Source organism: Enterobacter cloacae complex sp. XAL002, assembly GCF_049236805.1.
GTDB lineage: Bacteria > Pseudomonadota > Gammaproteobacteria > Enterobacterales > Enterobacteriaceae > Enterobacter > Enterobacter intestinihominis.
Window position 1 is genome coordinate 1 of sequence record NZ_JBMKJN010000041.1, and the last position, 24,734, is coordinate 24,734.

The 24,734-nt window shown below is 50.2% G+C and carries 25 protein-coding genes and 5 pseudogenes; 16 read left to right on the plus strand and 14 right to left on the minus strand.

What is annotated here, in order from left to right; genetic code table 11:
- The coding region (locus ACOT0L_RS23105; RefSeq protein WP_139169215.1) for a hypothetical protein at nucleotides 1-245 on the minus strand (245 nt) is incomplete at its 3' end.
- Between the two features lie 556 nt (nucleotides 246-801).
- On the opposite strand from ACOT0L_RS23105, the gene stbA reads away from it, so the two are divergent.
- Entirely contained in the window at nucleotides 802-1,188 is a 387-nt protein-coding gene (stbA, locus tag ACOT0L_RS23110) for a plasmid stabilization protein StbA (protein ID WP_001039463.1), read from the plus strand.
- An 8-nt stretch (nucleotides 1,189-1,196) separates the two neighbouring features.
- Nucleotides 1,197-1,388: a hypothetical protein gene (locus ACOT0L_RS23115; protein WP_000861580.1), complete on the plus strand. Its 192-nt coding sequence runs from the start codon at nucleotides 1,197-1,199 to the stop codon at nucleotides 1,386-1,388.
- A 10-nt stretch (nucleotides 1,389-1,398) separates the two neighbouring features.
- Here the strand turns inward: ACOT0L_RS23115 and ACOT0L_RS23120 are convergent.
- Nucleotides 1,399-1,866 (minus strand): annotated as a pseudogene (locus ACOT0L_RS23120) (IS1 family transposase).
- A 519-nt stretch (nucleotides 1,867-2,385) separates the two neighbouring features.
- On the opposite strand from ACOT0L_RS23120, the gene repE reads away from it, so the two are divergent.
- The gene (repE, locus tag ACOT0L_RS23125; RefSeq protein WP_000807690.1) at nucleotides 2,386-3,141 is read left to right on the plus strand and encodes a replication initiation protein RepE; all 756 of its coding nucleotides are present in this window, start codon (nucleotides 2,386-2,388) and stop codon (nucleotides 3,139-3,141) included.
- Nucleotides 3,142-3,409: 268 nt separating this feature from the next.
- A pseudogene (locus ACOT0L_RS23130) lies at nucleotides 3,410-3,882 on the plus strand (IS1 family transposase); the annotation flags it as partial.
- A 925-nt stretch (nucleotides 3,883-4,807) separates the two neighbouring features.
- On the opposite strand, the gene ACOT0L_RS23135 reads toward ACOT0L_RS23130, so the two are convergent.
- The 5 genes and pseudogenes from ACOT0L_RS23135 to ACOT0L_RS23155 form a co-directional block, all read right to left on the minus strand.
- Nucleotides 4,808-5,989 carry a DUF4268 domain-containing protein gene (locus ACOT0L_RS23135; protein ID WP_094686392.1) on the minus strand — a complete coding sequence of 394 codons (1,182 nt, stop codon included), beginning with the start codon at nucleotides 5,987-5,989 and terminating at the stop codon, nucleotides 4,808-4,810.
- A 281-nt stretch (nucleotides 5,990-6,270) separates the two neighbouring features.
- A pseudogene (locus tag ACOT0L_RS23140) lies at nucleotides 6,271-6,414 on the minus strand (IS110 family transposase); the annotation flags it as partial.
- 15 nt (nucleotides 6,415-6,429) lie between these two features.
- Entirely contained in the window at nucleotides 6,430-6,639 is a 210-nt protein-coding gene (locus ACOT0L_RS23145; RefSeq protein ID WP_047715686.1) for an IS1 family transposase, read from the minus strand.
- A 5-nt stretch (nucleotides 6,640-6,644) separates the two neighbouring features.
- Nucleotides 6,645-6,803, minus strand: a complete 159-nt coding sequence (locus tag ACOT0L_RS23150) for an IS1 family transposase (protein WP_353622627.1) — start codon at nucleotides 6,801-6,803, stop codon at nucleotides 6,645-6,647.
- Between the two features lie 136 nt (nucleotides 6,804-6,939).
- Nucleotides 6,940-7,122 carry an IS1 family transposase gene (locus ACOT0L_RS23155; RefSeq protein ID WP_350339070.1) on the minus strand — a complete coding sequence of 61 codons (183 nt, stop codon included), beginning with the start codon at nucleotides 7,120-7,122 and terminating at the stop codon, nucleotides 6,940-6,942.
- Between the two features lie 183 nt (nucleotides 7,123-7,305).
- Between ACOT0L_RS23155 and ACOT0L_RS23160 the strand changes: the two genes are divergently transcribed.
- From ACOT0L_RS23160 to ACOT0L_RS23185, 6 genes and pseudogenes are all read left to right on the plus strand, one after another.
- Nucleotides 7,306-8,352 carry an SIR2 family protein gene (locus tag ACOT0L_RS23160; protein WP_032621004.1) on the plus strand — a complete coding sequence of 349 codons (1,047 nt, stop codon included), beginning with the start codon at nucleotides 7,306-7,308 and terminating at the stop codon, nucleotides 8,350-8,352.
- A complete protein-coding gene (locus ACOT0L_RS23165) occupies nucleotides 8,349-10,157 on the plus strand; it encodes an ATP-binding protein (RefSeq protein ID WP_032413492.1) in 1,809 nt (602 codons plus the stop codon). The genes ACOT0L_RS23160 and ACOT0L_RS23165 overlap by 4 nt, the downstream gene beginning before the upstream one ends.
- A gap of 235 nt (nucleotides 10,158-10,392) precedes the next feature.
- Nucleotides 10,393-10,638: pseudogene (locus tag ACOT0L_RS23170) on the plus strand (hypothetical protein); the annotation flags it as partial.
- 143 nt (nucleotides 10,639-10,781) lie between these two features.
- Complete coding sequence (locus ACOT0L_RS23175) at nucleotides 10,782-11,132, plus strand: hypothetical protein (protein WP_000493378.1); 351 nt, start codon at nucleotides 10,782-10,784, stop codon at nucleotides 11,130-11,132.
- A gap of 50 nt (nucleotides 11,133-11,182) precedes the next feature.
- On the plus strand, nucleotides 11,183-11,926 hold the full coding sequence (locus tag ACOT0L_RS23180) for a hypothetical protein (RefSeq protein WP_000129823.1): 744 nt from the start codon (nucleotides 11,183-11,185) through the stop codon (nucleotides 11,924-11,926).
- On the plus strand, nucleotides 11,923-12,699 hold the full coding sequence (locus tag ACOT0L_RS23185) for a site-specific integrase (RefSeq protein WP_000015958.1): 777 nt from the start codon (nucleotides 11,923-11,925) through the stop codon (nucleotides 12,697-12,699). The genes ACOT0L_RS23180 and ACOT0L_RS23185 overlap by 4 nt, the downstream gene beginning before the upstream one ends.
- 57 nt (nucleotides 12,700-12,756) lie before the next feature.
- On the opposite strand, the gene ACOT0L_RS23190 is transcribed toward ACOT0L_RS23185, so the two are convergent.
- On the minus strand, nucleotides 12,757-13,014 hold the full coding sequence (locus tag ACOT0L_RS23190; protein ID WP_000764642.1) for a hypothetical protein: 258 nt from the start codon (nucleotides 13,012-13,014) through the stop codon (nucleotides 12,757-12,759).
- A gap of 128 nt (nucleotides 13,015-13,142) precedes the next feature.
- Nucleotides 13,143-13,247, minus strand: a complete 105-nt coding sequence (locus ACOT0L_RS23195) for a hypothetical protein (RefSeq protein WP_032409716.1) — start codon at nucleotides 13,245-13,247, stop codon at nucleotides 13,143-13,145.
- A gap of 534 nt (nucleotides 13,248-13,781) precedes the next feature.
- Between ACOT0L_RS23195 and ACOT0L_RS23200 the strand changes: the two genes are divergently transcribed.
- Nucleotides 13,782-14,648 carry a replication initiation protein gene (locus ACOT0L_RS23200; protein WP_004118283.1) on the plus strand — a complete coding sequence of 289 codons (867 nt, stop codon included), beginning with the start codon at nucleotides 13,782-13,784 and terminating at the stop codon, nucleotides 14,646-14,648.
- 356 nt (nucleotides 14,649-15,004) lie between these two features.
- On the opposite strand, the gene ACOT0L_RS23205 is transcribed toward ACOT0L_RS23200, so the two are convergent.
- Nucleotides 15,005-15,274, minus strand: a complete 270-nt coding sequence (locus tag ACOT0L_RS23205) for a hypothetical protein (protein ID WP_000339857.1) — start codon at nucleotides 15,272-15,274, stop codon at nucleotides 15,005-15,007.
- Between the two features lie 414 nt (nucleotides 15,275-15,688).
- Between ACOT0L_RS23205 and ACOT0L_RS23210 the strand changes: the two genes are divergently transcribed.
- Both ACOT0L_RS23210 and ACOT0L_RS23215 read left to right on the plus strand, forming a co-directional pair.
- Complete coding sequence (locus ACOT0L_RS23210) at nucleotides 15,689-16,894, plus strand: AAA family ATPase (RefSeq protein WP_000368714.1); 1,206 nt, start codon at nucleotides 15,689-15,691, stop codon at nucleotides 16,892-16,894.
- Nucleotides 16,894-17,868, plus strand: a complete 975-nt coding sequence (locus ACOT0L_RS23215) for a ParB family protein (protein WP_000064120.1) — start codon at nucleotides 16,894-16,896, stop codon at nucleotides 17,866-17,868. The genes ACOT0L_RS23210 and ACOT0L_RS23215 overlap by 1 nt, the downstream gene beginning before the upstream one ends.
- A gap of 81 nt (nucleotides 17,869-17,949) precedes the next feature.
- Here ACOT0L_RS23215 and ACOT0L_RS23220 read toward each other — a convergent pair whose 3' ends face one another.
- Together ACOT0L_RS23220 and umuD are read right to left on the minus strand one after the other, a co-directional pair.
- Nucleotides 17,950-19,221: a Y-family DNA polymerase gene (locus ACOT0L_RS23220; RefSeq protein WP_004118291.1), complete on the minus strand. Its 1,272-nt coding sequence runs from the start codon at nucleotides 19,219-19,221 to the stop codon at nucleotides 17,950-17,952.
- Nucleotides 19,221-19,652: a translesion error-prone DNA polymerase V autoproteolytic subunit gene (gene umuD / locus ACOT0L_RS23225; protein WP_000776034.1), complete on the minus strand. Its 432-nt coding sequence runs from the start codon at nucleotides 19,650-19,652 to the stop codon at nucleotides 19,221-19,223. Before umuD ends, ACOT0L_RS23220 begins: the two co-directional genes overlap by 1 nt.
- Before the next feature lie 405 nt (nucleotides 19,653-20,057).
- On the opposite strand from umuD, the gene ltrA reads away from it, so the two are divergent.
- The 3 genes from ltrA (at nucleotide 20,058) to ACOT0L_RS23240 (ending at nucleotide 23,891) form a co-directional block, all read left to right on the plus strand.
- Nucleotides 20,058-21,545, plus strand: coding sequence for a group II intron reverse transcriptase/maturase (ltrA, locus tag ACOT0L_RS23230; RefSeq protein ID WP_004178082.1), 1,488 nt, complete (start codon nucleotides 20,058-20,060; stop codon nucleotides 21,543-21,545).
- A gap of 469 nt (nucleotides 21,546-22,014) precedes the next feature.
- Nucleotides 22,015-22,980 (plus strand): ArdC family protein, encoded by a 966-nt coding sequence (locus tag ACOT0L_RS23235; RefSeq protein ID WP_001776122.1) that lies wholly within the window; start codon nucleotides 22,015-22,017, stop codon nucleotides 22,978-22,980.
- A gap of 479 nt (nucleotides 22,981-23,459) precedes the next feature.
- Nucleotides 23,460-23,891 carry a hypothetical protein gene (locus ACOT0L_RS23240; protein WP_421637279.1) on the plus strand — a complete coding sequence of 144 codons (432 nt, stop codon included), beginning with the start codon at nucleotides 23,460-23,462 and terminating at the stop codon, nucleotides 23,889-23,891.
- Between the two features lie 89 nt (nucleotides 23,892-23,980).
- Here the strand turns inward: ACOT0L_RS23240 and ACOT0L_RS23245 are convergent, their stop codons facing one another.
- Together ACOT0L_RS23245 and ACOT0L_RS23250 are read right to left on the minus strand one after the other, a co-directional pair.
- A complete protein-coding gene (locus ACOT0L_RS23245; protein WP_421637278.1) occupies nucleotides 23,981-24,451 on the minus strand; it encodes a phospholipase D family protein in 471 nt (156 codons plus the stop codon).
- A pseudogene (locus ACOT0L_RS23250) lies at nucleotides 24,444-24,677 on the minus strand (molybdopterin-guanine dinucleotide biosynthesis protein MobC); the annotation flags it as partial. The gene ACOT0L_RS23245 and the pseudogene ACOT0L_RS23250, both read right to left, overlap by 8 nt.
- Between the last annotated feature and the right edge of the window lie 57 nt (nucleotides 24,678-24,734).

The window sequence follows — 24,734 nt, forward strand, 5'->3', positions numbered from 1 at the left end:
GGCGAAATGCGCCTGGTAAGCAGAGTTTTTGAAATGTAAGGCCTTTGAATAAGACAAAACGCTGCCTCATCGCTAACTTTGCAACAGTGCCCGCTCAGCTGGTTGGTAACTATTTTCAACCCGGACTCCAGATCACCTGGGCCAGCTTCAAGGCAGCGCCGCAGATACTCTGACCGATTACCACCTGAAACCAGGTCTATATAGGCCAAAAGTTCATCTGATACTTTTGCGGTTATTGTTGGCATTCAGTCCTCACTTTGTGCATTTTTTAAACGAAAAAAGGGTGTCTAATACGGTGAAATCATAGTATTACCAAAGTAATAAATAAAAAATGTTTTAAATCAGTAAGTTAGATTAGATTTGTAATACCTGGGTAATACCGCAGCATGGTTAAATTTGGTTTTTTTTCTTTTAAATCAGTGAGATAGCGTGATTTATCACGCTGCGTTAGGTGTATAGCAGGTTAAGGGATAAAAAATCATCTTTTTTTGGTAGGGCGATCTCCGTAGGTTAAGGGTCATTTGGCTAAAAAGCGTCCTATTCTTTGATGGTCATGCTTGCATGACCATCTGAGCAACCAAAAACTACAGATAAACTACAGATAAACTACAGATAAACTACAAAAAACGTTTTGCCTTAGTGTTGGAAGACTACAAATAGACTACAATAAAACTACAAAGAAACTACAAAAAACGTGACAGACTACAAATAGACTACAAGAAAACTACAGATAAACTACAAAACTCGATTGACCCCTTCTTACGAGTGTTGTAGAGTCATTTTCATACAACGGAGGGGGTTATGAATAAACCAGCAGATCTGAAACCCCGCAACTTATCGGCTGCTGTCAGATTGCGCCTAAATGAAATCGAGAACTGGCTGGACAGAGGGCTAACGCGGCATGAAATTGCTGAAATCCTCGACAGCGAATACAGCTTTTCGGTAACAGCCAAAGGGCTTGAGATGGCACTGTATAGAACGCGGCAAAACCGAAAAAATGTATTGCACAATACACATGATAAGAGTAGCGCGAAGGGTGCAGCGGAAAGTGTATTGCACAATACACAACCGTCTGAGCCTGAAGCGCAGGAAAGTGAAAAAGCAGAGAGTCCCGGCATTATTGATAAAGAATTCTTCAATAAAATCGGTGAGAATTTCGACCCTAAGAAGTTCAACAAAAAATTCTGAGGTGATTTATGAAAGTAGCGGTAATTAATTACAGTGGCAGTGTTCGTAAAACCTTAATTTCATCTTACCTGTTAGCCCCGCGGCTGACTGGTGCAAAGTTCTATGCGGTAGAGACTATCAACCAGTCTGCTTCCGATCTGGGTATTGAAAATGTGACCAGTTTTAAAGGTGACGACTTCTCACGTTTGATTGAGGGGTAATGACTCCAACTTACTGGTAGTGTTTTATGTTCAGATAATGTCCAATGACTTTGTCATGCAGTTCTCCCTTCAGGCGTGATTCATAAAGCGGCCAGTCATCCGTCATCCATACCACGACCTCAAAGGCCGACAGCAGGCCCGGAAGACGCTCCAGCGTGGCCAGAGTGCGTTCACCGAAGACGTGCGCCACAACCGTCCTCCGTATCCTGTCATACGCGTAAAACAACCAGCGCTGGCGTGATTTAGCGCCGACGAACCCCACTGTTCGTCTATTTCCGCGCAAACAATGACGTCACTGCCCGGTTGTATGCGTGAGTTTACCGACTGCGGCCTGAGAGGCGGTGTAAGTGAACTGTAGCTGCCATGTTTTACGGCAGTGAGAGCAGAGATAGCGCTGATGTCCGGCAGTACTTTTACCGTTACGCACCACGCCTTCAGTAGCTGAGCAGGAGGGACAAGTGATGGAGATGGAAGCCACTGGAGCACCTCAAAACCACCATCATACACTAAATCAGCAAGTTGGTAGCATTACCCAGAACTGGACAGAATAGGCTGTATGTCTAACTTCTGGCAGCCAGCAGTGCTCGCCGCAGCCGAGCGACAGGGCGAAGCCCCGAGTGAGCGAGGAAGCACCATGGAACAGTACTCATAAATTCTGCATACGCTCAATGCCTGCAAAATCACCTCCCATAGGGGTTATCCACTTATCCACGGGGATATTTTTATAAGATCTTTTTAAATAGTTGTTAGATTTTTATTTTTAGAATGCCCACAGGCCTTTATCCATGCGGGTTCCAGAGAGGGATCTGTGACAAAACGCCCTTTCAGTGTGACAAATCACCCTCAAATAGCCGCCATTTCTGTGACAAGTTGCCCTTAACCCTGTGACAAATTGCCCTCAGGAAGCGTTGCTTTTCACAAAGTTATCCATCCCTGTTGACTCTGTTTTATGAAGTGTGACAATCTTAAAGTCTGTCACACTTCGCATGGACCTGTCATGGCGGAAATAGCGGTTATAAACCATAAAAAACGTAAAAATAGCCCGCGGATTGTCCAGTCTAACGAGCTGACTGAGGCGGCATATAGTCTCTCCAGGGATCAAAAGCGTATGCTGTATCTGTTCGTTGACCAGATCAGAAAATCCGACGGCTCCCTGCAGGAACATGACGGCATCTGCGAAATTCACGTTGCTAAATACGCTGAAACATTCGGGCTGACCTCCGCTGAAGCCAGTAAGGATATACGACAGGCTTTAAAAGGTTTTGCGGGTAAGGAAGTGGTTTTCTATCGCCCTGAAGAGGATGCCGGCGATGAAAAAGGGTATGAATCCTTTCCCTGGTTTATTAAACGTGCGCACAGCCCATCCAGAGGGCTTTACAGCGTACATATCAACCCATATCTGATTCCCTTCTTCATCGGGTTACAGAACCGGTTTACGCAGTTCCGGCTCAGTGAAACAAAAGAGATTACCAATCCGTACGCCATGCGTTTATACGAATCTCTGTGCCAGTACCGTAAACCTGATGGCTCAGGTGTCGTGTCCCTGAAAATCGACTGGATCATGGAACGCTACCAGCTACCTCAAAGTTACCAGCGTATGCCGGACTTTCGCCGCCGTTTCCTGCAGGCAAGTGTTGACGAGATCAACAGCCGGACACCAATGCGCCTTTCTTACATCGAGAAAAAGAAAGGCCGCCAGACGACGCATATCGTATTTTCCTTCCGTGATATAACCTCCATGACGATTGAATAGTTGAGGGCTATCTGTCACAGATTTAAGGGTGGTTCGTCACATTTGATCTGGAAAGTTGAGGGTGATTTGTCACAGTTTTGCTGTTCCCTCCCTGGCATCCTGCGCTTACTCATAGTTTTTTTGGCTGTAACCGGTAGTGGAGCCAGAATTGAGGGCAATTTGTCACTCTATCCTGAGGGTAGTTTGTCACACTAGATTTTCTCCCTCTTCCCGGGTAATGGTGCCAACTTACTGATTTAGTGTATGATGGTGTTTTTGAGGTGCTCCCGTGGCTTCCATCTCCATCACTTGTCCCTCCTGCTCAGCTACTGAAGGCGTGGTGCGTAACGGTAAAAGTACTGCCGGACATCAGCGCTATCTCTGCTCTCACTGCCGTAAAACATGGCAGCTACAGTTCACTTACACCGCCTCTCAGCCCGGTACACACCAGAAAATTATTGATATGGCCATGAATGGCGTCGGATGTCGCGCCAGTGCACGCATTATGGGCGTTGGCCTCAACACGATTTTACGACACTTAAAAAACTCAGGCCGCAGTCGGTAAACTCACGCATACAACCGGGCAGTGATGTGATTGTCTGCTCTGAAATGGATGAACAGTGTGGTTACGTCGGCGCTAAATCACGCCAGCGCTGGTTGTTTTACGCGTATGACAGGATACGGAGGACGGTTGTTGCACACGTCTTCGGTGAACGTACTATGGCCACGCTGGAGCATCTTCTGAGCCTGCCGTCGGACTTTCAGGGCGCGTGGTTCCTTTTAAACACCAGCTCTGTATCTCTTTTAAAGATCCTTTAATAAATTCTGTAAATCCATAACCTGTTCATCGCCTGCATTGTGGACCGGCTCGGGAGAATGCCCGCCCTTGCAGCGACCAGACGGTCGCGCCGGTTCGGCAACGTCAGTGAGAGCTCCCTTCGCTACGCGACGGGCCCCGGCCGGAGAAGCAAATTAGTTACAGCATTCAAAAGGAAATCCATCATAAAACCGGCGCCGGTTTGCCGGCCAGGTGCCCCTCCCCACCACTGAAAAGCGCCGCCGCCCCGGCCGAAGGCCGGGAGTAGTGTCGCTTTTAATGATGGGTGTTGTAACTACTCTTCTTCATCGCTGTCGGTGGAGCTGCGGGCAGTTCTTTGGTACACGCTCGTAAGCGGCCCTCCGGCCCGCTAACGCGGAGATACGCCCCGGCTGCGGCTGTCGCCACTCCGACCGCGTACAGAGGCATCTGAGACGTTTTTAGCGGGTATAGCTTTGCAGCTACCGCGTTAAGTTCCCTGGTGTCGCTGAGATAGTTGATGAACATCCCCCTAAGCGTCAGCAGCAAGCTGCCGCCGCTAAGGCCCCGGAAATCACGCCCTTTACGTCGTAAACGCCGTAAAGCCCGCTCACCGGGGTTAAAAGGGATTACTTTGACTTCTTCATTGCTGTTAGCGGGTTAAGGCTAATCAGGGCAGGGGGTAGGGTGGCAGAATTTATAGCCCGGCAACCGGCTACGCCGGGCTTTCGGCGCCATTTGACTCCACAGACACATGTAACCTCATCTGGCGCCTCCATGCCGCTGACGCGGCATCAGGAAGTGTAGACTTTAACGTCTGCTTTGTGCCAGGAGCGGAAGTTGTTAATTACAGTTTGCGTGGATCACGGGTCAGGGTCACTCTACTTAATACTACTCGTCCCCACCTTCGGTGATCAGACCTGACTTTTTCAGCTCAACCGCCAGCTCCTGTAAGCTCGGGCGAATTGCTTTTTCCAGACGGGTCATACCATCAATCATCCAGCTAATGATGTCAGGCCAAAGTTCTTTGTTTCCGCCGTCAAATGCTTTTGCACAAACAACCTGGCAGCTTTTTCTCTCAGGCAGTAGTCGCCAATTGAGCATCCCACCAAACTGCGACTCAATATGCGTTTTGCGCTCTGACAGACGCTCAAACAGCCATGTATTTTCTACCGCATCTGAACGTGAAATATTGAGCTGAATGCGAGCATCTTTTTGCGAGAAGATCACTTCAAAAGGCACGCCACTAACCCCCGAACCCGCTGCCAGCCAATGGTCTGTCGTAGGTGCTCGGTTGTTAAATAATGAACATGTGCTGGTACGGAATTTTTCCAGTGCTAACGACCAGAACTCACGGCGTAAATAATGTCGTTGTTGCAGTTCGCTACTGCTTGAGGTGGACTGCTCTTCTGCCTCTTTCTGCGCCATTCCAATCATGTAGGATTCCGCTTCAGGAGTCGGAATGACCTGCCGTATATCGACAAAAACATCCTCGGCAAAGAGGTACGGCGTCGCTTTGAAGCATTGCACTCGGATGCCAAACTGCATTAGCCATAGTGCAGTATTGGTAACTTCTTTGCGGAAATTCGCCGCTACCATGATAACGCGCTGTGTCCCTTTTCGATTGAGCACACCTTCTTTCAAACTTTCCCAGCCCATAAATTCTGCAATAACTTCTGCCGCAGGGCGGATTTCCGAGGGTTCATGTTGTGTAATATAAAGCTGAAAAATTTCGACAACGCTTTCCTGACGAAGGTTGGCGCAGTAACCCGCATACTTCAGCGCCTGCCAGACCACGTCACGCCCTGAATCATCAAGTTTATTCTCGATAATGACCAAGTTGCCTTTTTTGTCGATAGCCAGCAGATCGAGACGTTCGTTAGTCTCATCAAAACCAGCAAACTCTTTCTGAATAATTAAAAGTTCGTCCTCTTTATCATCTTTCTTAGTCAACGCTTGAGGATTGTTTGCCAGCCACTCTTGCAAATGATCGCGTTCGCGAAAACCAAGACTGCTAAAAGAGACTTCCATGAGCGACTTGAGGCTATTGTTTTGCCGATCAATCTTATACATTTTCTATCTCACATCCTGATTGTTTTGCTTCTGGCAGAATTATCTTATTTGGGTTTGAGGGTAATGGAACGGAAACGTACGCTAAGAAGATAATTGTTTGTTTATATTGAAATTTAAATTTCTCAATTCCCCATTTATCATATCCTCCGGTAGCGTGAGCTGACAAGCTCCCTGTTGACTCACACCTAATGCTGCTAGCAATGTCCGTAGATCGCTCATAGCGGACTGCGCTCACTTACTGCTGTGAGCGTTACATTGAGTTTAATGCCAGCCAGGTATAGTCAGGTTGACAGTACTTGTTTCAGACCTTCGTCATTAAAAACGGTTCCGGTCTTCAGGACGCCATAACACCAGTGCACCAGTTTCCGCATCAGCGCGCCAATGGCCACCATTTTAGGTTTACCCCGCAGGCACATCTCATCGTAGGTAATGACTCCAAATTATTGATAGTGTTTTATGTTCAGATAATGCCCGATGACTTTGTCATGCAACTCCACCGATTTTGAGAACGACAGCGACTTCCGTCCCAGCCTTGCCAGATGCTGCCTCAGATTCAGGTTATGCCGCTCATTTCGCTGCGTATATCGCTTGCTGATAACGTGCAGTTTTCCCTTCAGGCGGGATTCATACAGTGGCCAGCCATCCGTCATCCATATCACCCAAAGGGTGACAGCAGGCTCATAAGACGCTCCAGCGTCGCTATAGTGCGTTCACCAAATACGTGCACAACAACCGTCTTCCGGAGCCTGTCATACGCGTAAAACAGCCAGCGCTGCCGCGATTTAGCCCCGACGTAGCCCCACTGTTCGTCCATTTCCGCGCAGACGATGACGTCACTGCCCGGCTGTATGCGCGAGAATACCGACTACGGCCTGAGTTTTTTAAGTGCCGTAAAATCGTGTTGAAGCCAACGCCCATAATGCGGGCGGTTGCCCGGCATCCAACGCCATTCATGGCCATATCAATGATTTTCTGGTGCGTACCGGGTTGAGAGGCGGTGTAAGTAAACTGTAGCTGCCATGTTTTACGGCAGTGAGAGCAGAAATAGCGCTGATGTTCGGCAGTGCTTTTGCCGTTCGCACCACCTCGTCAGTAGCTGAACAGGAGGGACAGCTGATAAAAACAGAAGCCACTGGAGCACCTCAAAAACACCATCATACGCTTAATCAGTAAGTTGGCAGCATCACCGAAACTGCCTACCTGATTCGTTTAGCTACGTTCGTATATGAGTCAGAGAATGAAATTTAAACAGGATGCATCACTTGTTGAAACATGTAAGATAAATCTTATCTACGATATTTAAGGAAAGGCACAGCGTGGCGACTTATCGGGCTTACTACGGGCAGGACAGAGATCGTGAATACTTTGAACGCATATTTCAGTCAGCAAACATCAATTTCATCATTGGCTCAGGAGCATCACTGCCTGCAATCAGCGTGTTAGGTGATATTGAAAGCGAGCTTGAGGCTCTGGTCCGCGCCGGAAATGATGATGAATACTTCAGTAAATCTGAGTCTTTTCTGGACAATGTATGGAAGGCAAACAACGTCCTCCTGAAGCGAAGCAGGCCCGCAGAGGTAATCCTTCCTACTTTAATAGATGATGTCGTATCGACACAAAACAACTACGCGAAGCTCATGCGGGCATTAGAAATGCTTCTAACGAGGCGGCGGACTGGATTGCTACCGCGGCGCATCAACCTTTTTACGACTAACTATGATTTGTTCATTGAGGATGCGGCGGTTAAAAATAACAACGTCATTCTGAATGATGGATTCCGTCAGCGCGCTGATATTTACAACCGGACAGTATTCGATGCCAAATGTTTTTATCAGACCATACACGCAACCGGAAACCTTTATAATTACAGCGTGGAACTACCTACGGTGAATCTCATCAAGCTGCATGGTTCCCTTTCCTGGCATAGCTATGATAAGGAAATCTATTATTCCATTAAGGATATGAAGCCAGTTGCGTTCAATACACCAAAGGAGAAGCAGGACTGGGTTATGTCACATCAACTGGTTCTGCCGCGAAAGGATAAATTTCGTGAAACCTTACTTGAAAACGTGTATTACGATCTACTACGGACTTATTCAAATGAGCTGGATAAAGAAGGCTCTTTGCTTATAGTTTTCGGATTTTCTTTTGCGGATGAGCATATTGAAACCCTTACCAAAAAAGCGCTACGAAACGCCACGCTCAAAATTGTTATATTCGCTTACAACGAGGCGGCTAAAGACCTATTTCTTGGTAAATTCCGAGATTATTCCAACGTTGATGTGGTTTTTACTCCTGGAGCTCCGTTGGACTTCAAAAAGATGAATGAAATTATAACCAGCTTTCTTGGAGGTATGAAATGACCTCCGCTTTTGTTAACGAAGAAGCAGTATTAAGGATCGGTGAGGTTCGTGAAGTATCGGGCAGAACACTCAGCGTGCTTGTCGATAAAAATAAAAATCTGAGTGACCTTTTCTATCACGGTAAGGTGCTCAAAAATGTTTCAGTAGGTAGTTTCATCGAAGTCAAAAAAGGCTTCATGAGTCTGATTGCAAAGGTAGAAACCGAGAAGATTGTCGAGGAAAAATCACCTGTTGGTAGCGGAAGCGATTCGCTTCGCTTCCGACGCTATCTTACAGCCTCACTGGCAGGCTACATTGACCGGAACGGGCGCTTTACTGGCGGAACACGCGAGTTACCCCTTATCGGCAATGAAGTTTTTCTGATGTCTGAGGAACAACTTCATCTTATCCACTCGATCGCGCCAGCGGGCGAGTCTGGGCTGAATTTTTCGCGCACCGATCTCGAAGATATTGATATCACTCTCCCGATAAGCGGCCTTCTCAACTCACACATCGCCATCTTCGGTAATACTGGCAGCGGCAAGTCCAATACTCTGGCCGCGCTTTACCAGCATGGCTATGAGGCCCTGAAAAACCTACTAGGCGAAGGATTCAGAAGTCGGTCACGGTTTCTTTTATTTGATTTCAATGGTGAATATGGTGGGAGAAGTTGCATTACGCGCGACAAGGTTGTTTACAATCTTAGCACGCATGATGAAGAGGGTGATCGCATTCCGATGCCTGCTGAGATACTGCTTGAGCATGAGATTCTCTCTGTCCTGACGGATGCCACCGACAAAACGCAGAAACCTTTCCTGAAGCGAGTACTTGAATTCAAAAAGCGAGTGGAGTCGAAGCTGAACCCTCAGTCATATTTTCGTGAAATTCTGAAACGGCGGGTCACCGAAACTCTGTTTGGTTGCGAAAAGAAAAAAAGTGACGACCTGATTGATTTATTCCGTCCCGTACTTAAGGACGAAGACCTGATAGCAGATATTGAATTTTTTTATAACAACGGCGGCGTATGGCGAACTAAGACAGGTGTTTACTTTTCTAATGAAGAAAATACTCATCAGTGCAATATGTACCAGAGGGCTCAGAATTATGAATTTCCCGAAGATATAATGGAAGAGTTGCTGGACTATATGTATGTTCAGCTAATTATTGAATATCTTTCAAGTCGCTCAAATCCTGAACATCTTTCTCCTGTCATCAACCGAATGAGCGGACTGAAAAAAGATATTCGTAAAATTTTCAATACTGCATCCGGCGGAACCATCTGGGCAGAAACGAACTTTGTTGTCCTGAACCTTAATATGGTCAATCTGACCATGAAAAAAACGCTACCACTTTTAATGGCCAAATGGGCCTATTCAGCAAAAAAAATGGATAAGGTACCGTCCACTCTCCATCTCATCATAGACGAAGCACACAATATCCTTTCGAACACCTCGTTCAGGGAATCAGAAAGCTGGAAGGATTATCGGCTCGAAACGTTTGAAGAGATAATTAAGGAGGGCAGAAAATTTGGCGTCTTTGTGACGATATCCAGTCAGCGACCAAATGATATCTCCCCGACTATCATTTCTCAGGCACATAACTATTTCATTCACCGGTTGATAAATCAGAACGATCTGTATGCTATTGAAAAATCCGTTTCCTACATAGACCGCATGACTGAAGAATCTATTCCAACGCTTGCAACCGGCACCTGCATATTCAGTGGCGTGATCTGCCCTATGCCACTTAAGCTTCGTATAAACGAGCTGTCTTTCCGCAAAAAGCCGCACAGCCATACGCTGAATTTTGAAGACCTAATGCTTTAGCCACGGCTGCCGCTTCTCTGAGCAGAACGGCAGCCTGTCTCCCCGTTCAGTGTGAGCAGATCAGCTAATGCTGGAATCGCGTCCGGCTCGGTCACCTTCATAAACGCCGCCTCAAACTAAAGATTCTTCTTGTAGTACTAGCAGTAATTACAAAAAGTGCTTTTATGCTTTTTAAGCATTGCTTTTATATTTTTAATAATGTCAGTTTTTATCCCTCACTCCTTTCTTTTCTTGAGATCCGAAAACTCCAAGTTCCGGATCTGCTTCAGCCCCGCCGGCGCGCAGCGGCCAGGCAACACAAGATGTAGAGGTGTTTCCAGCTGTCAGTGACCCTATATGTTGTGTCCCTCCCCTCCCCCGTGACCGGCCGCTCACCACCCTGAAAGGGCGCTGTGGTTATTCCGTGTGCGTGGTACACTTCCGGAAACTGTGGAATAACATAAAAGTCGGATCCGGCCAGAGCGGCCGTCAGGTAATTTAATTACGTTGTTATATGGCTGCTTATTATTTTAGTATGTGAAAATCACTCTCGTGAAAGTCACTGTCGCGACAGAGTGGCACTCATCTGACGATGATTGAGGTGTGGTAAAATTGCACGGCTAACTATTCAACTGAGGAAAGGACATGTTTACTGCATTCAATGAGAGAAATGATTTCAGTTATGCTTTTGAAAAAATCCGTAATGCGATTTCCGCGCCAGGAGAAAATAATCTTTATGCTGCAACAGAATTAGGTCTTGGCATTCTGCTCCGTAAATACGAGCAGTTTCGCCAGGAACTGGATGCGGCCGGTGAGCTGGGAAACTGGGAATATGATCTCGATACCTACAATCACTGTATTGCGGTGCTGCAACGTTACTTCACCGGCAATCCATCCGGACTGACAGAACGTGATGCCCGGATTTACAGCCATTACCTGCAGACTGAGCACAAAAGGTTTGTGAAACTGGCTGAAGAGCTGGCTGCCGGCCGCTGACTACGGACAGAGGGCGGGATTTCTCAGGAATATAAAGGGGTAAATGATCAATGACTGATATACAGGCCGCAACTGAGAGTATAGTTGCTGCGACATCCCATCCGGTTTCCGTACAGCTGATTAATCAAGGGGCGGGGATCTGGGGAAACGTGGCAACCGGGCTTATCACTGGCCTGCTTACTGGGGGTATAACACTCACTGGCATCTGGCTGACACATTATTTCACGCTTAAGCGTGAGAGACAGGCGTCAGAAGATAAAATGAAAAAGGAACTGCATTACATTGCCACCGAGTTGGTATTCATGCTTGAACGGTATGCTGAGGGTTGTTTCCGGGTTGTGACGGATGACGGCCAGGATGATGATGCCCCCCAGCCTGAGAGAAAAGCTGTCACGAATTACCCTGAACTGAATCTGATCGATGTCTCCGGTGACTGGCGGACTTTAGAGCCACGTCTTATGTATCGCATCCGTGAACTGCCGGTGCTCCAGGATGAGGCCCACAGGGCAATTGCATATGCCGCCGAATACTCCGACCCTCCTTGGCATAAGGACTATTTCAGGGAACGGCAGTATCAGTTCACGCGCTTGGGCATCAACGCTGTCATTCTTGCCGTCCGTCTGCGCAAGGCAACCGGGATGCCCGAAACACGTCTTACAGGTCATGATGAATGGTCTGCAGTTTCCGTGTTTCGTAAAGTCTGGAGGCGCGAAAGAGCCCTGCGCGCTGCTGAAGCTACCCGCAACAGGGAGTGGAATCAATTAGTGATACCTGATGGAATGTCAAACCAATGAGCGGCCTCTTATCATATTCTCACCCGCAGCAGCCGGCGCAAATGCCGGTGGCCATTGACTATCCCGCCGCGCTGGCCCTGCGCCAGATGGCGCTCGTTCAAGATGAACTACCGAAATACCTGCTGGCACCGGAAGTCAGCGCCCTGCTCCATTATGTGCCCGATTTGCACCGCAAGATGCTGCTGGCAACCCTCTGGAACACCGGCGCACGTATCAACGAGGCGCTGGCGCTGACCCGGGGGGATTTTTCGCTGGTGCCACCGTATCCGTTCGTGCAGCTGGCCACGCTTAAGCAGCGCACCGAAAAAGCGGCCAGGACAGCCGGCCGAGCTCCCGCCGGTAGCCAGGCTCATCGTCTGGTTCCGCTTTCCGATCACCACTACGTCAGCCAGCTGCAGATGATGGTGGCCACCCTGAAAATTCCGCTGGAAAGACGCAACAAGCGTACCGGCAGAACAGAGAAAGCCCGCATCTGGGACATCACCGACCGGACAGTACGGACCTGGATTGGCGAAGCGGTTGAAGCGGCCGCCGTCGACGGGGTGACATTCTCGGTGCCGGTCACCCCGCATACGTTCCGCCACTCCTACGCGATGCATATGCTGTATGCCGGCATACCACTGAAGGTTTTGCAGAGCCTGATGGGCCACAAATCGATTAGCTCGACGGAAGTCTATACGAAGGTGTTCGCACTTGATGTTGCTGCGCGGCATCGAGTTCAGTTTCAGATGCCCGAAGCGGATGCGGTAGCCATGCTGAAAGGGAATATTTAAGTACTTAGGAGAATGATGCTGGCGAACGTCCTGCTCGCCGGGGAGGTCTGTCAGACGTTATCTGGACCAGCTGACGGGAATATCTGCTCTGTATTCCTCATACTGCTCATAGATCGCATGCTGAAGCATCGTAATACGTTCTGACAACCTGTTGGCGTCCGACATATGCCGCCATTCCCCCTCAATAGTGGTTTTCTGTCCATCCGGGAGATTGAGCGTGATCAATACCTTTGTATCACGAATAATCACCCCGTCAGTGAAAGAATTAAGACCACTCCTTACGGTATTATCTATCTGTATAGTTTCAAGTTTCATCTTGTTACCTCCTGTTGACCGGATCCCAAGCATAGATATCTGAATTCAAATTGCCTAGTGAAATGTCTGGATATGCCGCATTTTTCCCCTTATACAGCGAAGCTGGCCAAAGGCCAGCCCGCTTGGATTTATCGCTTTTGCCAGTAGATCAGCATGGCAAGGAACAGGATTGTTGCCCCCTGAGAAGCGGTCAGGAAAGTTTCCAGCAATGACATTATCGTAAAACTCCGCATTATTAATTTCAGGTGTGTGATTCAGGGGCCTTAGTCCCCCTTTTACAGGACGTAGTGTTCTGTCACGACGGAAGCCAGGGTTAATAAAAACGATTCGAATATGTCTGCAGGGACGATAGAAATCTTCGTGCGGGTTGTCTCGCTGTAGCCGGCTCTGGAGAGCGACTCGGGGGAGGAGTAGTATCTTCCGGCCACGGATATGATCGAGCCAGCAGTGCTCGCCGCAGTCGAGCGACAGGGCGAAGCCCCGAGTGAGCGAGGAAGCACCAGGGAACAAAACTTATAAATTCTGCTTACGCTCAATGCCTGAAAAATCACCTCTCCTCGGGGTTATCCACTTATCCACGGGCATATTTTTATAAAGTACTTTTTTATTCTTTTTCTTTATTTTACATCTTTTAGGGAGCCTGAAAGCCGCGTACAGTGCGGCCTGAGAGGGGGCCTGTATGGGCAACTGGTAAACATAATATGGGAAATTAATCACGTATCAGTGGGTTTTGTGTCAACAAGCTATGGGATACGCATCAACAAGCTATGGGAAAGAGGTCAAGTTCAGTTCTCAATTATCCACTTGTGGATAAAGTGCAGATTTTTCCGGTGGATAAGTATCGCGATAGCTTGCAATTTCTGTTTTCACTGTCATTATGGGTGGGTAAAAATTTACCCATAGGCATTGAAATGGATACTCAAGCACTCTTGCCAGCTACTAAAACGTTTAAAAAACGCGCCAGTATAAAGCAATCTAACGAATTGACCGAAGCTGCATATTACCTGCCTCTTCAGGCAAAACGTGTGCTGTGGTTATGCCTCATGCAGGCCTATTTTAATGACAGCCAGGAAGATGACTCTGACGTATTGCCGCTCTTCAAAATCAGCGTTTCCGATTACGTCAAATACTTCAATGTCGCTACGTCTGTCGCCAGTCGTGATGTGAAGGCTGGGGTAAATGCTCTGGGCGAATCAACGGTTACCTTTTATCCAAAAGAAGGTGAGTTTGAAGAAGTTAAACGTCCGTGGCTGGCTGAAGCAGGAATGAAGCGAGGCCGGGGTTCCTGGCAGATTGAATTTAACTACAAGGTCATGCCATTCCTGGTCGGCTTAACCTCCCAGTTCACTACCTATTCTCTCTATGACTGTGGCCAGCTTAATAGTGTTCGTGTCATCCGGCTTTATGAAAGCCTGTGTCAGTTCCGGAGCACTGGTGTCTGGATCACCACACATGACTGGTTATGTGAAAGGTTTATGCTCCCTGCCTCGCAGAAAAACAATATTGCTGAAATGAAGCGTACCTTCCTGGAACCTGCTCTGAAGAAAATTAATGAGAAGACGCCATTAAAGGTAACATATACCACTGAAGAAGATGGTCGCTTGCTGTTTAATTTTCTTGATAAAAAACAATAGTCTGTAATTTTTATTTCCTCCCCCCTTAGTTTGTTGCTGACATATGGGGGGATACTGAACTTGCTGTGTTTCCCATAGTGCTTGCCTAACTTGACCTGTTTCCCGCAATCGCGGCTGTCTGCGTAGTTGACCTGTTTCCCACAGTCCGGGCCGTCTGCGGAGTTGACCTGTTTCCCACAGTCCCGGTCGTCTGCAAAGTTGACCTGTTTCCCACAGTCCCGGTCGTCTGCAAAGTTGACCTGTTTCCCACAGTCCGGGCCGTACGCGGAGTTGACCTGTTTCCCACACTCCCGACCGTCCGAGAAGTTGACCTGTTTCCCATAGTCCGGGCCGTCCGAGAAGCTGACCTGTTTCCCTTAGTCCGGGCCGTCCGCGAAGTTGACCTGTTCCCCACACTCCCGGCCGCCCGCGAAGTTGACCTGTTTCCCACAGTCCGGGCCGTCTGCAAAGTTGACCTGTTTCCCACAGTCCCGGCCGCCCGCGAAGTTGACCTGTTTCCCATAATCCGGGCCGTCCGCGAAGTTGACCTGTTCCCCACACTCCCGGCCGCCCGTGAAGTTGACCTGTTTCCCATAGTCCGGGCCGTCCGCGAAGTTGACCTGTTTCCCATAGTCCGGAGCGTCCATTAAAGTTGACCTGTTTCCCACAGAGGATGGAAAACTCTTCTTGTGCTGAGCGTAAGAGCTATCTGCCGGAACGGTTCCTCTTCGCTTCCTCGCCAGTTCGCTCGCTACGCTCGGTTACATGGCTGCGGCGAGCGCTGATACATAAGGCTCAGCATTGCACTGGTCGTAACTAAAATCAGAATCCTTCTGAATGACTCTCCTGTCTTGCAAGTTGAATACCTTTCTCAAAGCCCTTTTGTATGAGTTGCTGTTGATGGTCAAAAGTGCGTCTGCGTGTTGCTGCAGTGTGATTTAGTAGCACGCCCGTCGAGCTTCATCCCCCTTCTGTTGAGAGCGAAATCAAAACAATATGATTTTTTTCTTGCAACATGACACTTTTTGTTCAAAATGACAAAAAACGTCATGAGGTGATAAATGGACAATATTGAGCAGTTACGGAAAGTCGCTACACGTGCAGGTAAGCTTCTGACATCTTTGAGCGAAAGTATCCGACAGCAAAAAGAGGAATTGAAGCTTACCGAGTTCTATCAGGAATACAGCAAAGCCGCTCTGTATAAGCTGCCTAAGCTCAGTAAAGGCAGTGTTGAGTATGCTGTGTCCGAAATGGAAGCCGGTGGCTACATTTTTAAAAAGAAACCTTCTGGTAATACGATGAAATACGCGATGACGATTCAGAATGTCATCGATCTGTATAACCATCGTAAAGTACCGAAGTACAGGGATCGCTTCGATAAAGCCTTTACGATTTTTGTATGTAATCTTAAAGGTGGTGGTTCCAAGACAGTTTCTACCGCTTCATTATCACATGCTTTTCGAGCTCATCCTCAGCTTCTGTTCGAAGACCTGCGTATTCTGGCCATCGATTTCGATCCGCAGGCATCTCTGACAATGTTCCTGAGCCATGAGAATTCAGTGGGCTTGGTTGAAAATACGGCTGCTCAGGCCATGCTCCAGAACGTGTCTCGTGAAGAATTACTTTCCGATTTTATAGTACCGTCTATTATCCCTGGTGTTGATGTAATCCCCGCTTCCATTGACGATGCATTCCTTGCTGAAGGCTGGAAGGGATTGTGTGAAGAACATCTGCCAGGGAAAAATATTCATGCGGTGCTTAAAGAGAACATTATCGACAAGCTCCAGCATGACTACGACTTTATTTTCCTTGATAGTGGTCCTCACCTTGATGCGTTCCTGAAAAACTGCATTGGGGCGGCAGACCTGATGTTGACCCCTCTTCCACCGGCGACGGTTGATTTTCATTCTTCCCTGAAGTTTGTGGCCAGCCTCCCTGCCCTCATAGATTCCATCGAAATGGATGGGCACACCTGCAATCTCATCGGTAATGTCGGCTTCATGTCCAAGATCCTGAACAAGTCTGATCACAAAATTTGCCATAGTCAGGCCAAAGAGGTTTTCGGTGCCGATATGCTAGACATGGTTCTGCCAAGACTGGATGGTTTCGAACGTTGTGGGGAGACTTTTGACACAGTTATTTCAGCAAATCCAGCAACCTATGATGGAAGTACAGAGGCACTAAAAAGCGCAAAATCAGCAGCGGAAGACTTTGCGAAGGCAGTCTTTGATCGCATCGAGTTCATTCGTACTAACGGAGGTATGTGATGTCGAATGAGAAAAGAAAAACCATCGGCAGACAGTTAAATACTCAGGCGTCAATGCTCGAAATGGCTGACACCGGTAGAAGTCAGGTATTTACCTTAAAAACCGGCAGGAAGGTAACGTTCAGGTTTGTTCGGGTGCCTGCATCTGAAGTTGAAAGTAAGACCTTCGTAAACCAGGAAAACAATGGAAGAGATCAACTTGCACTGACCAGGGAGTCTCTGAAATCCATTATCCAGACGATTAAGTTTCAGCAGTTCTTTCCCTGTATTGGTATTAAGCAAAGTGAAAGGATTGAGATACTGGATGGTTCAAGACGGCGAGCCTCAGCAATTTTTGTCCGTACAGGCCTTGATGTAATGGTTACCGAAGAACATTTATCAGCTGATGAAGCTCGCCAACTGGCTAAAGATATCCAGACAGCTAAAGAACATAATCTTCGGGAGATTGGTCTGAGATTGATCGCTCTTAAAGAGTCCGGATTTAATCAAAAGGAAATTGCTGAACTGGAGGGATTATCTCAGGCTAAAGTTACCAGGGCGCTGCAGGCGGCGGCCGTACCGCAAGACTTAATTTCTCTGTTCCCGGTTCAGTCGGAGCTATCGTTTAGTGATTATAAACTTCTTTTAGAAGTTAATGAAAAACTCGGTGAAAAGGGATTAACGCCTGAAGAACTCATTCAGTCTGTATCAGCTCAGCTCGATGCAATTTTGAGTGATGGCGAGCGACCAGAAGACGAACAGAAAGCCAGTATTCTGAAGCTGATTTCTCAGGCATCTCAGGCATTGATAGATCCATCTCCCAAGGAAAAGTCAGTGGTTTCCCCACTCTGGTCTTTTGAAGAAAAGGACAAGTTCGCGCGTAAGCGTGTGAAAGGGCGCACGCTGACTTATGAGTTTAGCCGTATGTCAAAAGTGATTCAGGATGAACTGGACAAGGCTATCAACGAAGTCCTTGACAGAAATTTGAGTCAATAATTTCGCCATGGCGATTTCACATCTAACTTATTGTAATTAGGCAGTTTAGGTTGAGAATTTCACGGTGAAATCGCCATGGTTTCACGCCAGTTTCGCTGCAGGAATATCTGACCATCGTGTCGTATAAGCAGGAGAAAGCATCTCCCGTTTCATCTGCCATTCCGGGGCCATACCCCGCCCCGCAAACCATACTTTACCCAGCCCTGAGTTGTTGATCCCGTCCAGAACCCTCATCAGCTCAGCACTGTGAGGGCGTGGCGGGCGTTCGTCGAACAGTTGCAGCTGCGAAACTCCGGAGCCGGTGAAGTCATTCAGCATAACTCCGGCTTTGGCATACCGGTGCCCATCCCTCCAGATACGCTCCAGAGCCGTTGTAGCGGCTGCAATGATGTCCCTGGTGTCCTGAGTGGGTGTAAGAAGTTTTTCCGTAGCCACGTTGCCGTAGTAAGGCTCTTTAATGGCGAACGGAGACGTTTTGATGAAAACGGAAATATGCCGGCAATACTGGTGCTCTTTACGCAGTTTTTCAGAGGCCCGCTCTGCGTGCTGACAGATAGCCTGACGGAGTGACTCGTACTCCGTGATCTTCACGCCAAAACTGCGGCTGCAGACAATTTGCTGTTTCGTCGGAGGGGCTTCCTCAAGCGAAAGGCAGCTTTCCCCGTTCAGTTCCCGTACCGTTCGCTCAAGGACGACAGAAAAATTTTTGCGGATGAAGGCCGGGTTCGTCAGAGCCAGATCGAGCGCGGTTTTTATGCCCAGCACATTTAGCTTGCGTGCAATACGGTTACCCACCCCCCAGATTTCTTCAACCGGCTGCAGTGAAAGCAGTTTCCGCGTCCTTTGCGGATTTCCCCTGGTCAGAGCGAGTACGCCATGAAACTGTTTCCACTCTTTTGAGGCCCACTGGGCTGATTTTGCGAGGGTTTTCGTTGGTCCGGCGCCCACGCCAATGGTCAGGCGGGTACAGTCATACACCTGCTGACGCAGCTGCCGGGCGAAGTCCTCAAGCCCCATACAGTGCTCCACGCCGGTCAGGTCGAGGAACATCTCATCAATTGAATACTGTTCCACCCTGGGGGCCAGTTCCTCCAGGCAGTTCATCACGCGCGCCGATATCGAGGCGTAAAGTTCATAATTACTTGAAAACGCATATATTTTTTCCGGGTATCTTTCGTTTTTTATCTGAAACCACGGAGTTCCCATTTTGATCCAGGGCTTCGCCTCGGCACTGCGAGCGATTACATTCCCGTCGTTGTTGCTCAGGACGACTATCGGCTTTCCTTTCAAATCCGGGCGGAAAACACGTTCACAGCTGGCATAGAAGCTGTTCACATCGGCCAGGGCAAACATCAGTACATCTCCCTCGGGCGGTGGATGATATGCGTGACGACGCCAAAGATATCCAGCTCGTCGGGATCAGGATAAATCGGCGACCAGGAGGCATTCATGGGCTGCAGCGTCAGTCGCGGCGTCAGCAGAAGCCGTTTCACCGTAAACTCCCCCTGCATGCTGGCGACAACGATATCGCCGTGCCGCGGCTTTTCAGCACTGTCCACAACCAGCAGATCGCCATTGTACAGACTGCCGTCGGCCATGCTGTCTCCGCTGGCACGCAGGTAGTACGTCGCGCTCGGATGCCGTATGCAGTAATCATGGAGATCCAGATCGGACTCGACATAGTCAGCAGCAGGGCTGGGAAAACCGCAGCTGGCCAGATCGGCAAACAATGGATGGGCCTGTGGCGGGAGTTCTTTCCCGGTGCTGAAAAGTTGTAGTTTCATCTTTCCTCCTGACACTCTAATTTTACTGGTTATACATACAGTGTGCGCCGGGAGACCGGTAGAGATCAAGGGGTGAAAGTCCCCGACCATTGAAGGACCAGCAATCCACAAGGTCCCCGAGTCATGCGTTGCATACCGCGAGGTATGGGGCGAAGCGTTGACAGGGGTGTTGACAGGCCAGCCATTGAGCCACGAAATGTATATTAAATTACCGGGTGCCGACGTTGTACTGTTAACGGAAGGCAACATCATAGGGTGCGATACTGCGAGTGCCACATGGACCCGGCGGGGTCTGAGACCCTGGCATGTCAATACGATCTCTACGCGGGAACCGGGAGATCTCCCCTCTGACCATCTGCCAGTGTCGGAGATGGCCCGCACCGGGAAGACGAGGAGTCATAGCCGGTGATGTACGGAGAGGAGAAGTCGGACTCGCTCATAGTAGCGGCGAAGCAGGCGAACAACCCGAAAGGAGCGGAGTCAGTGGAGCGAAGGAGCGGGGCCAAGGGGAACGCGGAACAGCCACACATGCGCCGGACACAGAGCCGGGAAAGCATGTCACAGAGGCTGTCACGCGTGCGGGAAGCTGCGAAGCAGCGGAAGAAAGAACGGTTTACAGCATTGTTCCACCTGCTGACAGTCGAAGCACTGGAAGCCGCATTCCTCTCCCTGAGCAGGAAAGCGGCCGCCGGAGTGGATGGCATCAGGTGGATGGACTACGCCGGAAACATGAAGAACAACATAACAGATCTGCACCGGAGGCTACATCAGGGCAGCTACAGGGCGCAGCCCGGCAGGCGTCACTACATCCCAAAAGCGGATGGAAAACAACGCCCGCTCGGCATCGCCTCGCTGGAGGACAAGATCGTCCAGTATGCGCTGGTGAAAATCCTGAACGCAGTCTATGAAAACGACTTTATGGGGTTCTCATACGGGTTCAGACCCGGGCGAAGCCAGCACGATGCACTGGACGCACTGGCCACAGGGCTGGTACGCACTAACGTAAACTGGGTACTGGATGCCGACATCAGTCAGTTCTTTGACAGGGTGAGCCACGAATGGCTGATCAGGTTCACAGAGCATCGGATCGGCGACCGGAGGGTAATCAGGCTCATACGTAAGTGGCTCACAGCCGGGACGTCGGAGGAGGGTCAATGGCGAGCAACGGAGGAAGGCACCCCACAGGGTGCGGTCATCTCACCGCTGCTGGCAAACATATACCTCCACTACGTCTTCGATCTGTGGGCGCATCAGTGGCGACGTCGCTATGCCACAGGCAATGTGGTAATGGTCAGATACGCCGATGACATCGTCATCGGGTTCGACAAACGATACGATGCCCGGCGCTTCCGTATAGCCATGCAGCGCAGACTGAGGGAGTTCGGACTCACGGTTCACCCGGAGAAAACCCGTCTGATGGAGTTCGGCCGCTTCGCTGCCGAAAACCGTGCCATCAGGGGAAAAGGCAAACCAGAAACGTTCAACTTCCTCGGGTTCACGCACATCAGCGGGAAAGATCGCAACGGCAGGTTCATGCTGATACGAAAGACCCGCCGGGATCGGATGACGGCAACTCTGAAAGCCATCAAAGACGGTCTGCGAAGGCGCTGGCATTACTCAATCCCCGAACAGGGAAAATGGCTCAGGAGAGTGGTTCAGGGATACCTGAACTATCACTCGGTACCGGGCAACTTCCCCACCATGCAGAAGTTCAGGACACACGTAACAAACCTCTGGCGCCGGGCGCTCAGGCGCAGGAGCCAGAAGGATGATACGACCTGGACGAAAGCAAACAAACTGGCAGCCGCATGGCTACCAAGGGTTCGGGTTCTTCATCCATGGCCTGTGGAGCGGTTCACCGCCAGACACCCGAGGCAGGAGCCCGGTGCGTAAATCGCGCACGCCGGGATCTGTGCGGGGGGTATCCGGTAACGGGTATCCCTACCGCGACATAAAGGGCGGTGAAATTTCTGCAAGTGATGGGGGAGTGCCGGTCAGAACGTCCCCGAAAACAAACCGCCCCCGGATTCAGGAAGGGCGAACTGACCGGCTGCGGCAGTGTAACACCGCACACCACAAAGGCAGCACTGACGTCGTCAGTGCTTTTTTTACCTGTCCTCCGGACGCTGAAGGGCGATTTCACCCGTGCAGCTAAAGGGGCGGTAAGTCCGGGTGTGCACATCGTCATTTTCTCCTGTGATGCCTTTCTCCTTCGTATCAGCTTCCGGTAATCGTCCCCAGTCACAACCTGGTCAGCAAGGGTAAATGGCACGCTGCGCGCCCTTGCAGACCAGAACGACTCCGGGCAGGCCGAACCGTCAGGCGATACGAAGACGAAATTCACACTGACGGAGAAACAGCCATGACGATGAACCTGCACACTCAGACAACCGCCCCTAAAGCTTCACAGGCGACCAGCGTATCCCCGCTGGAGCAGTCAGGCTCCTCAAAAACGAAATTTTCCAGGGGCAAAAGCAAAGCCCGTGCTGGCGCAGTCAAAACAGACCTTTACCAGACCGTAACGGACAGCATCATTGCAGCCCTGGAAAGCGGCGTTAAACCGTGGGTGTGCCCGTGGGTTCGCAACGGCGCAGCGGCGGGATTACCGGCCAACTTCAGCACCGGCACGGCATACAGCGGAATTAATATCATGCTGCTGTGGTGTAGTGCGGCAAAACAGGGTTTTCAGGACGAGCGCTGGCTGACCTACAAACAGGCGCAGGAGCTGGGCGGCCAGGTTCGTAAAGGTGAACACGGCACGACGGCCATCTTTTACAAGACTCTGGAGAAAGAGGACGAGGACGGGGAAATCGAAAAAATCCCGATGCTGAAAGCCTTTACCGTGTTTAACGTGGAGCAAATCGACGGCCTGAGCATCGAGAGCGTGCCGCAGCCGGTTGCCGGTTTCGATCCGCTGCCGCAGGCGGAAGCACTCATGACCCGGAGCGGGGCAAAAATCACCGAGCAGGGCGTAAAGGCGTTCTATCGTCCGGCCACCGATGAAATCGTCCTGCCAGAGCGGTTCCGCTTCGCGGACGCGGCGAACTTCTACGCCACCGGCCTGCATGAGCTGGTTCACTGGACGGGGGCAGCGTCCCGCCTCAATCGTGAAAAAGGCAATAAGTTTGGCTCTGAGGCGTATGCGTTTGAGGAACTGATCGCCGAGCTGGGCAGCGCGTTTCTGATGGCGGATTTGGGAATTACGGGAGAGGTGCAGCATGAAAGCTATATCGCGTCCTGGCTGAAAGCCCTGAAGGGAGACAAGCGCTACATCTTTAAAGCGGCGGCAGCGGCCTCAAAAGCGCACCGCTGGCTGATGGACTGCTGACAGCTGGAGCCCTGCGGTGCAGGGCTTCAGAATTTTTGAAAGAGAGAGAATCAGGGAGGGAATTATATAAGTCACTGTTTTTTATAATTCTGTAACGCGGCCGGCATCAGCTGCAGGACGTCCTGCAGCTGATGCCGGCACGGGAAAAAAAACAGGACAGATTCAAAAAAAATGAACCCTTTTTCAGGCGGCAGCCGTTACGTATCTGGGATACGTAACGGCGCGATGTCTTACGTAAAAAATGACGTAACGGCTTTCGCCGCCGCAGCTAAAGGGGCGGTAAGTCCGGGTGTGCACATCGTCATTTTCTCCTGTGATGCCTTTCTCCAGCGGATCCGCAGCCGGTAAGCGGCACCCGTCACTACCTGGTCAGCAAGGGTAAATGGCACGCTGCGCGCCCTTGCTGACCAGAACGACTCCGGGCAGGCCGAACCGTCAGGCGATACGAAGACGAAATTCACACTGACGGAGAAACGACCATGACGATGAACCTGCACACCCCGACAACCGCCCCTAAAGCTGCACCGGCGACCAGCGTATCCCCGCTGGAGCAGTCAGGCTCCCCAAAAACGAAATTTCCTGAAATCAAAACCGTCAAAACGGCGGTGGTTAAACTGATCAGCGACATCGAGGGCAACCTCGATCCGCGTCTGGCATATCGCGAGGCCGGAGAGGGATGGTGCCAGGAGGCGGCCAACCGGATAACCCAGTGCATGCATTCACGCAGTACAGGGCAGACGCTACGTGATCTCCGCGAGCTGCTGTCGGTGACGCTGGACACCATTATCGTGGTGGAGTTTGAAGGGGAGCAGACCCGTCTCAACTATGGCGGACGTTCAGCAGAAGACGTGATCGCCATGCTGAAAGCGCTGCATCTTGAAGGGCGCAAAGCCTGGCTGGAAGTGGAGTAAAAAAAAAAGCCCCGTCCGCAGACGGGGCTGATTCAGTACAGGGCATTCAGCGGGGTGCCCTCATCCCACAGGCGGGTAAATTCTCGCTGTTACGTCTCCGCCAGCTGCGGCGCATCCTCGATCAGCAGCACGTTTTCCGCGTTGCGTGAAACGGCGCTTGCCGTGTAGTTAAACGACCCGGTCTGGACGTTTTTGCCGTCGATCACCATAAACTTGTTGTGCATGATGGCGTAACGGCCGTTAAGGTGCACCGGCACGCCCTGGTTTATCAGATACGTCACGGCGGTGTAGCGGTCGCTGTTCGCCTTTTCGTCGGCCACCACGCGCACGGCCACGCCGCGCCGGTTAGCACCGGCGAGCGCCGTCGCGACCGGCTTACTGGTGAAGCTGTAGGCCGCGACGTCAATGCTCTGCCTGGCGTTGTTTATGGCGCCGAGCACGATTTCAAGAGCAGGGCGCCCGTCAGACGGCGAAAAACCCGCCGTCAGGACGGGCGCGGCGGTGGCGAACGCGGGCACGCAGAGGGCGGCGGCCAGCACCAGAAGGGTGGTTTTACGCATAGTTGTCCAGCTCCAGGTTTTTCAGTTCATCGAGGGTGTAAAAGCGGAAGACGTCGCGGTGTTTTGCCTCCAGTTGCACATGCTGGTTTTTCACGATCACGCTGGCGATGCTGTCGAAAATAATCTTCAGGGCGCGCTTTTTCGCCTCGTCCGGGGCGACGTAAAACGCGTACCGCCATTTTTTATCGCTGATAGCCAGCAGGTGGCTCGCCATGATGGACTGATAGGGGTCGTCTCAGAATTCGGAAAATAAAGCACGCTAAGGCGTAGTCACCCCGTGACT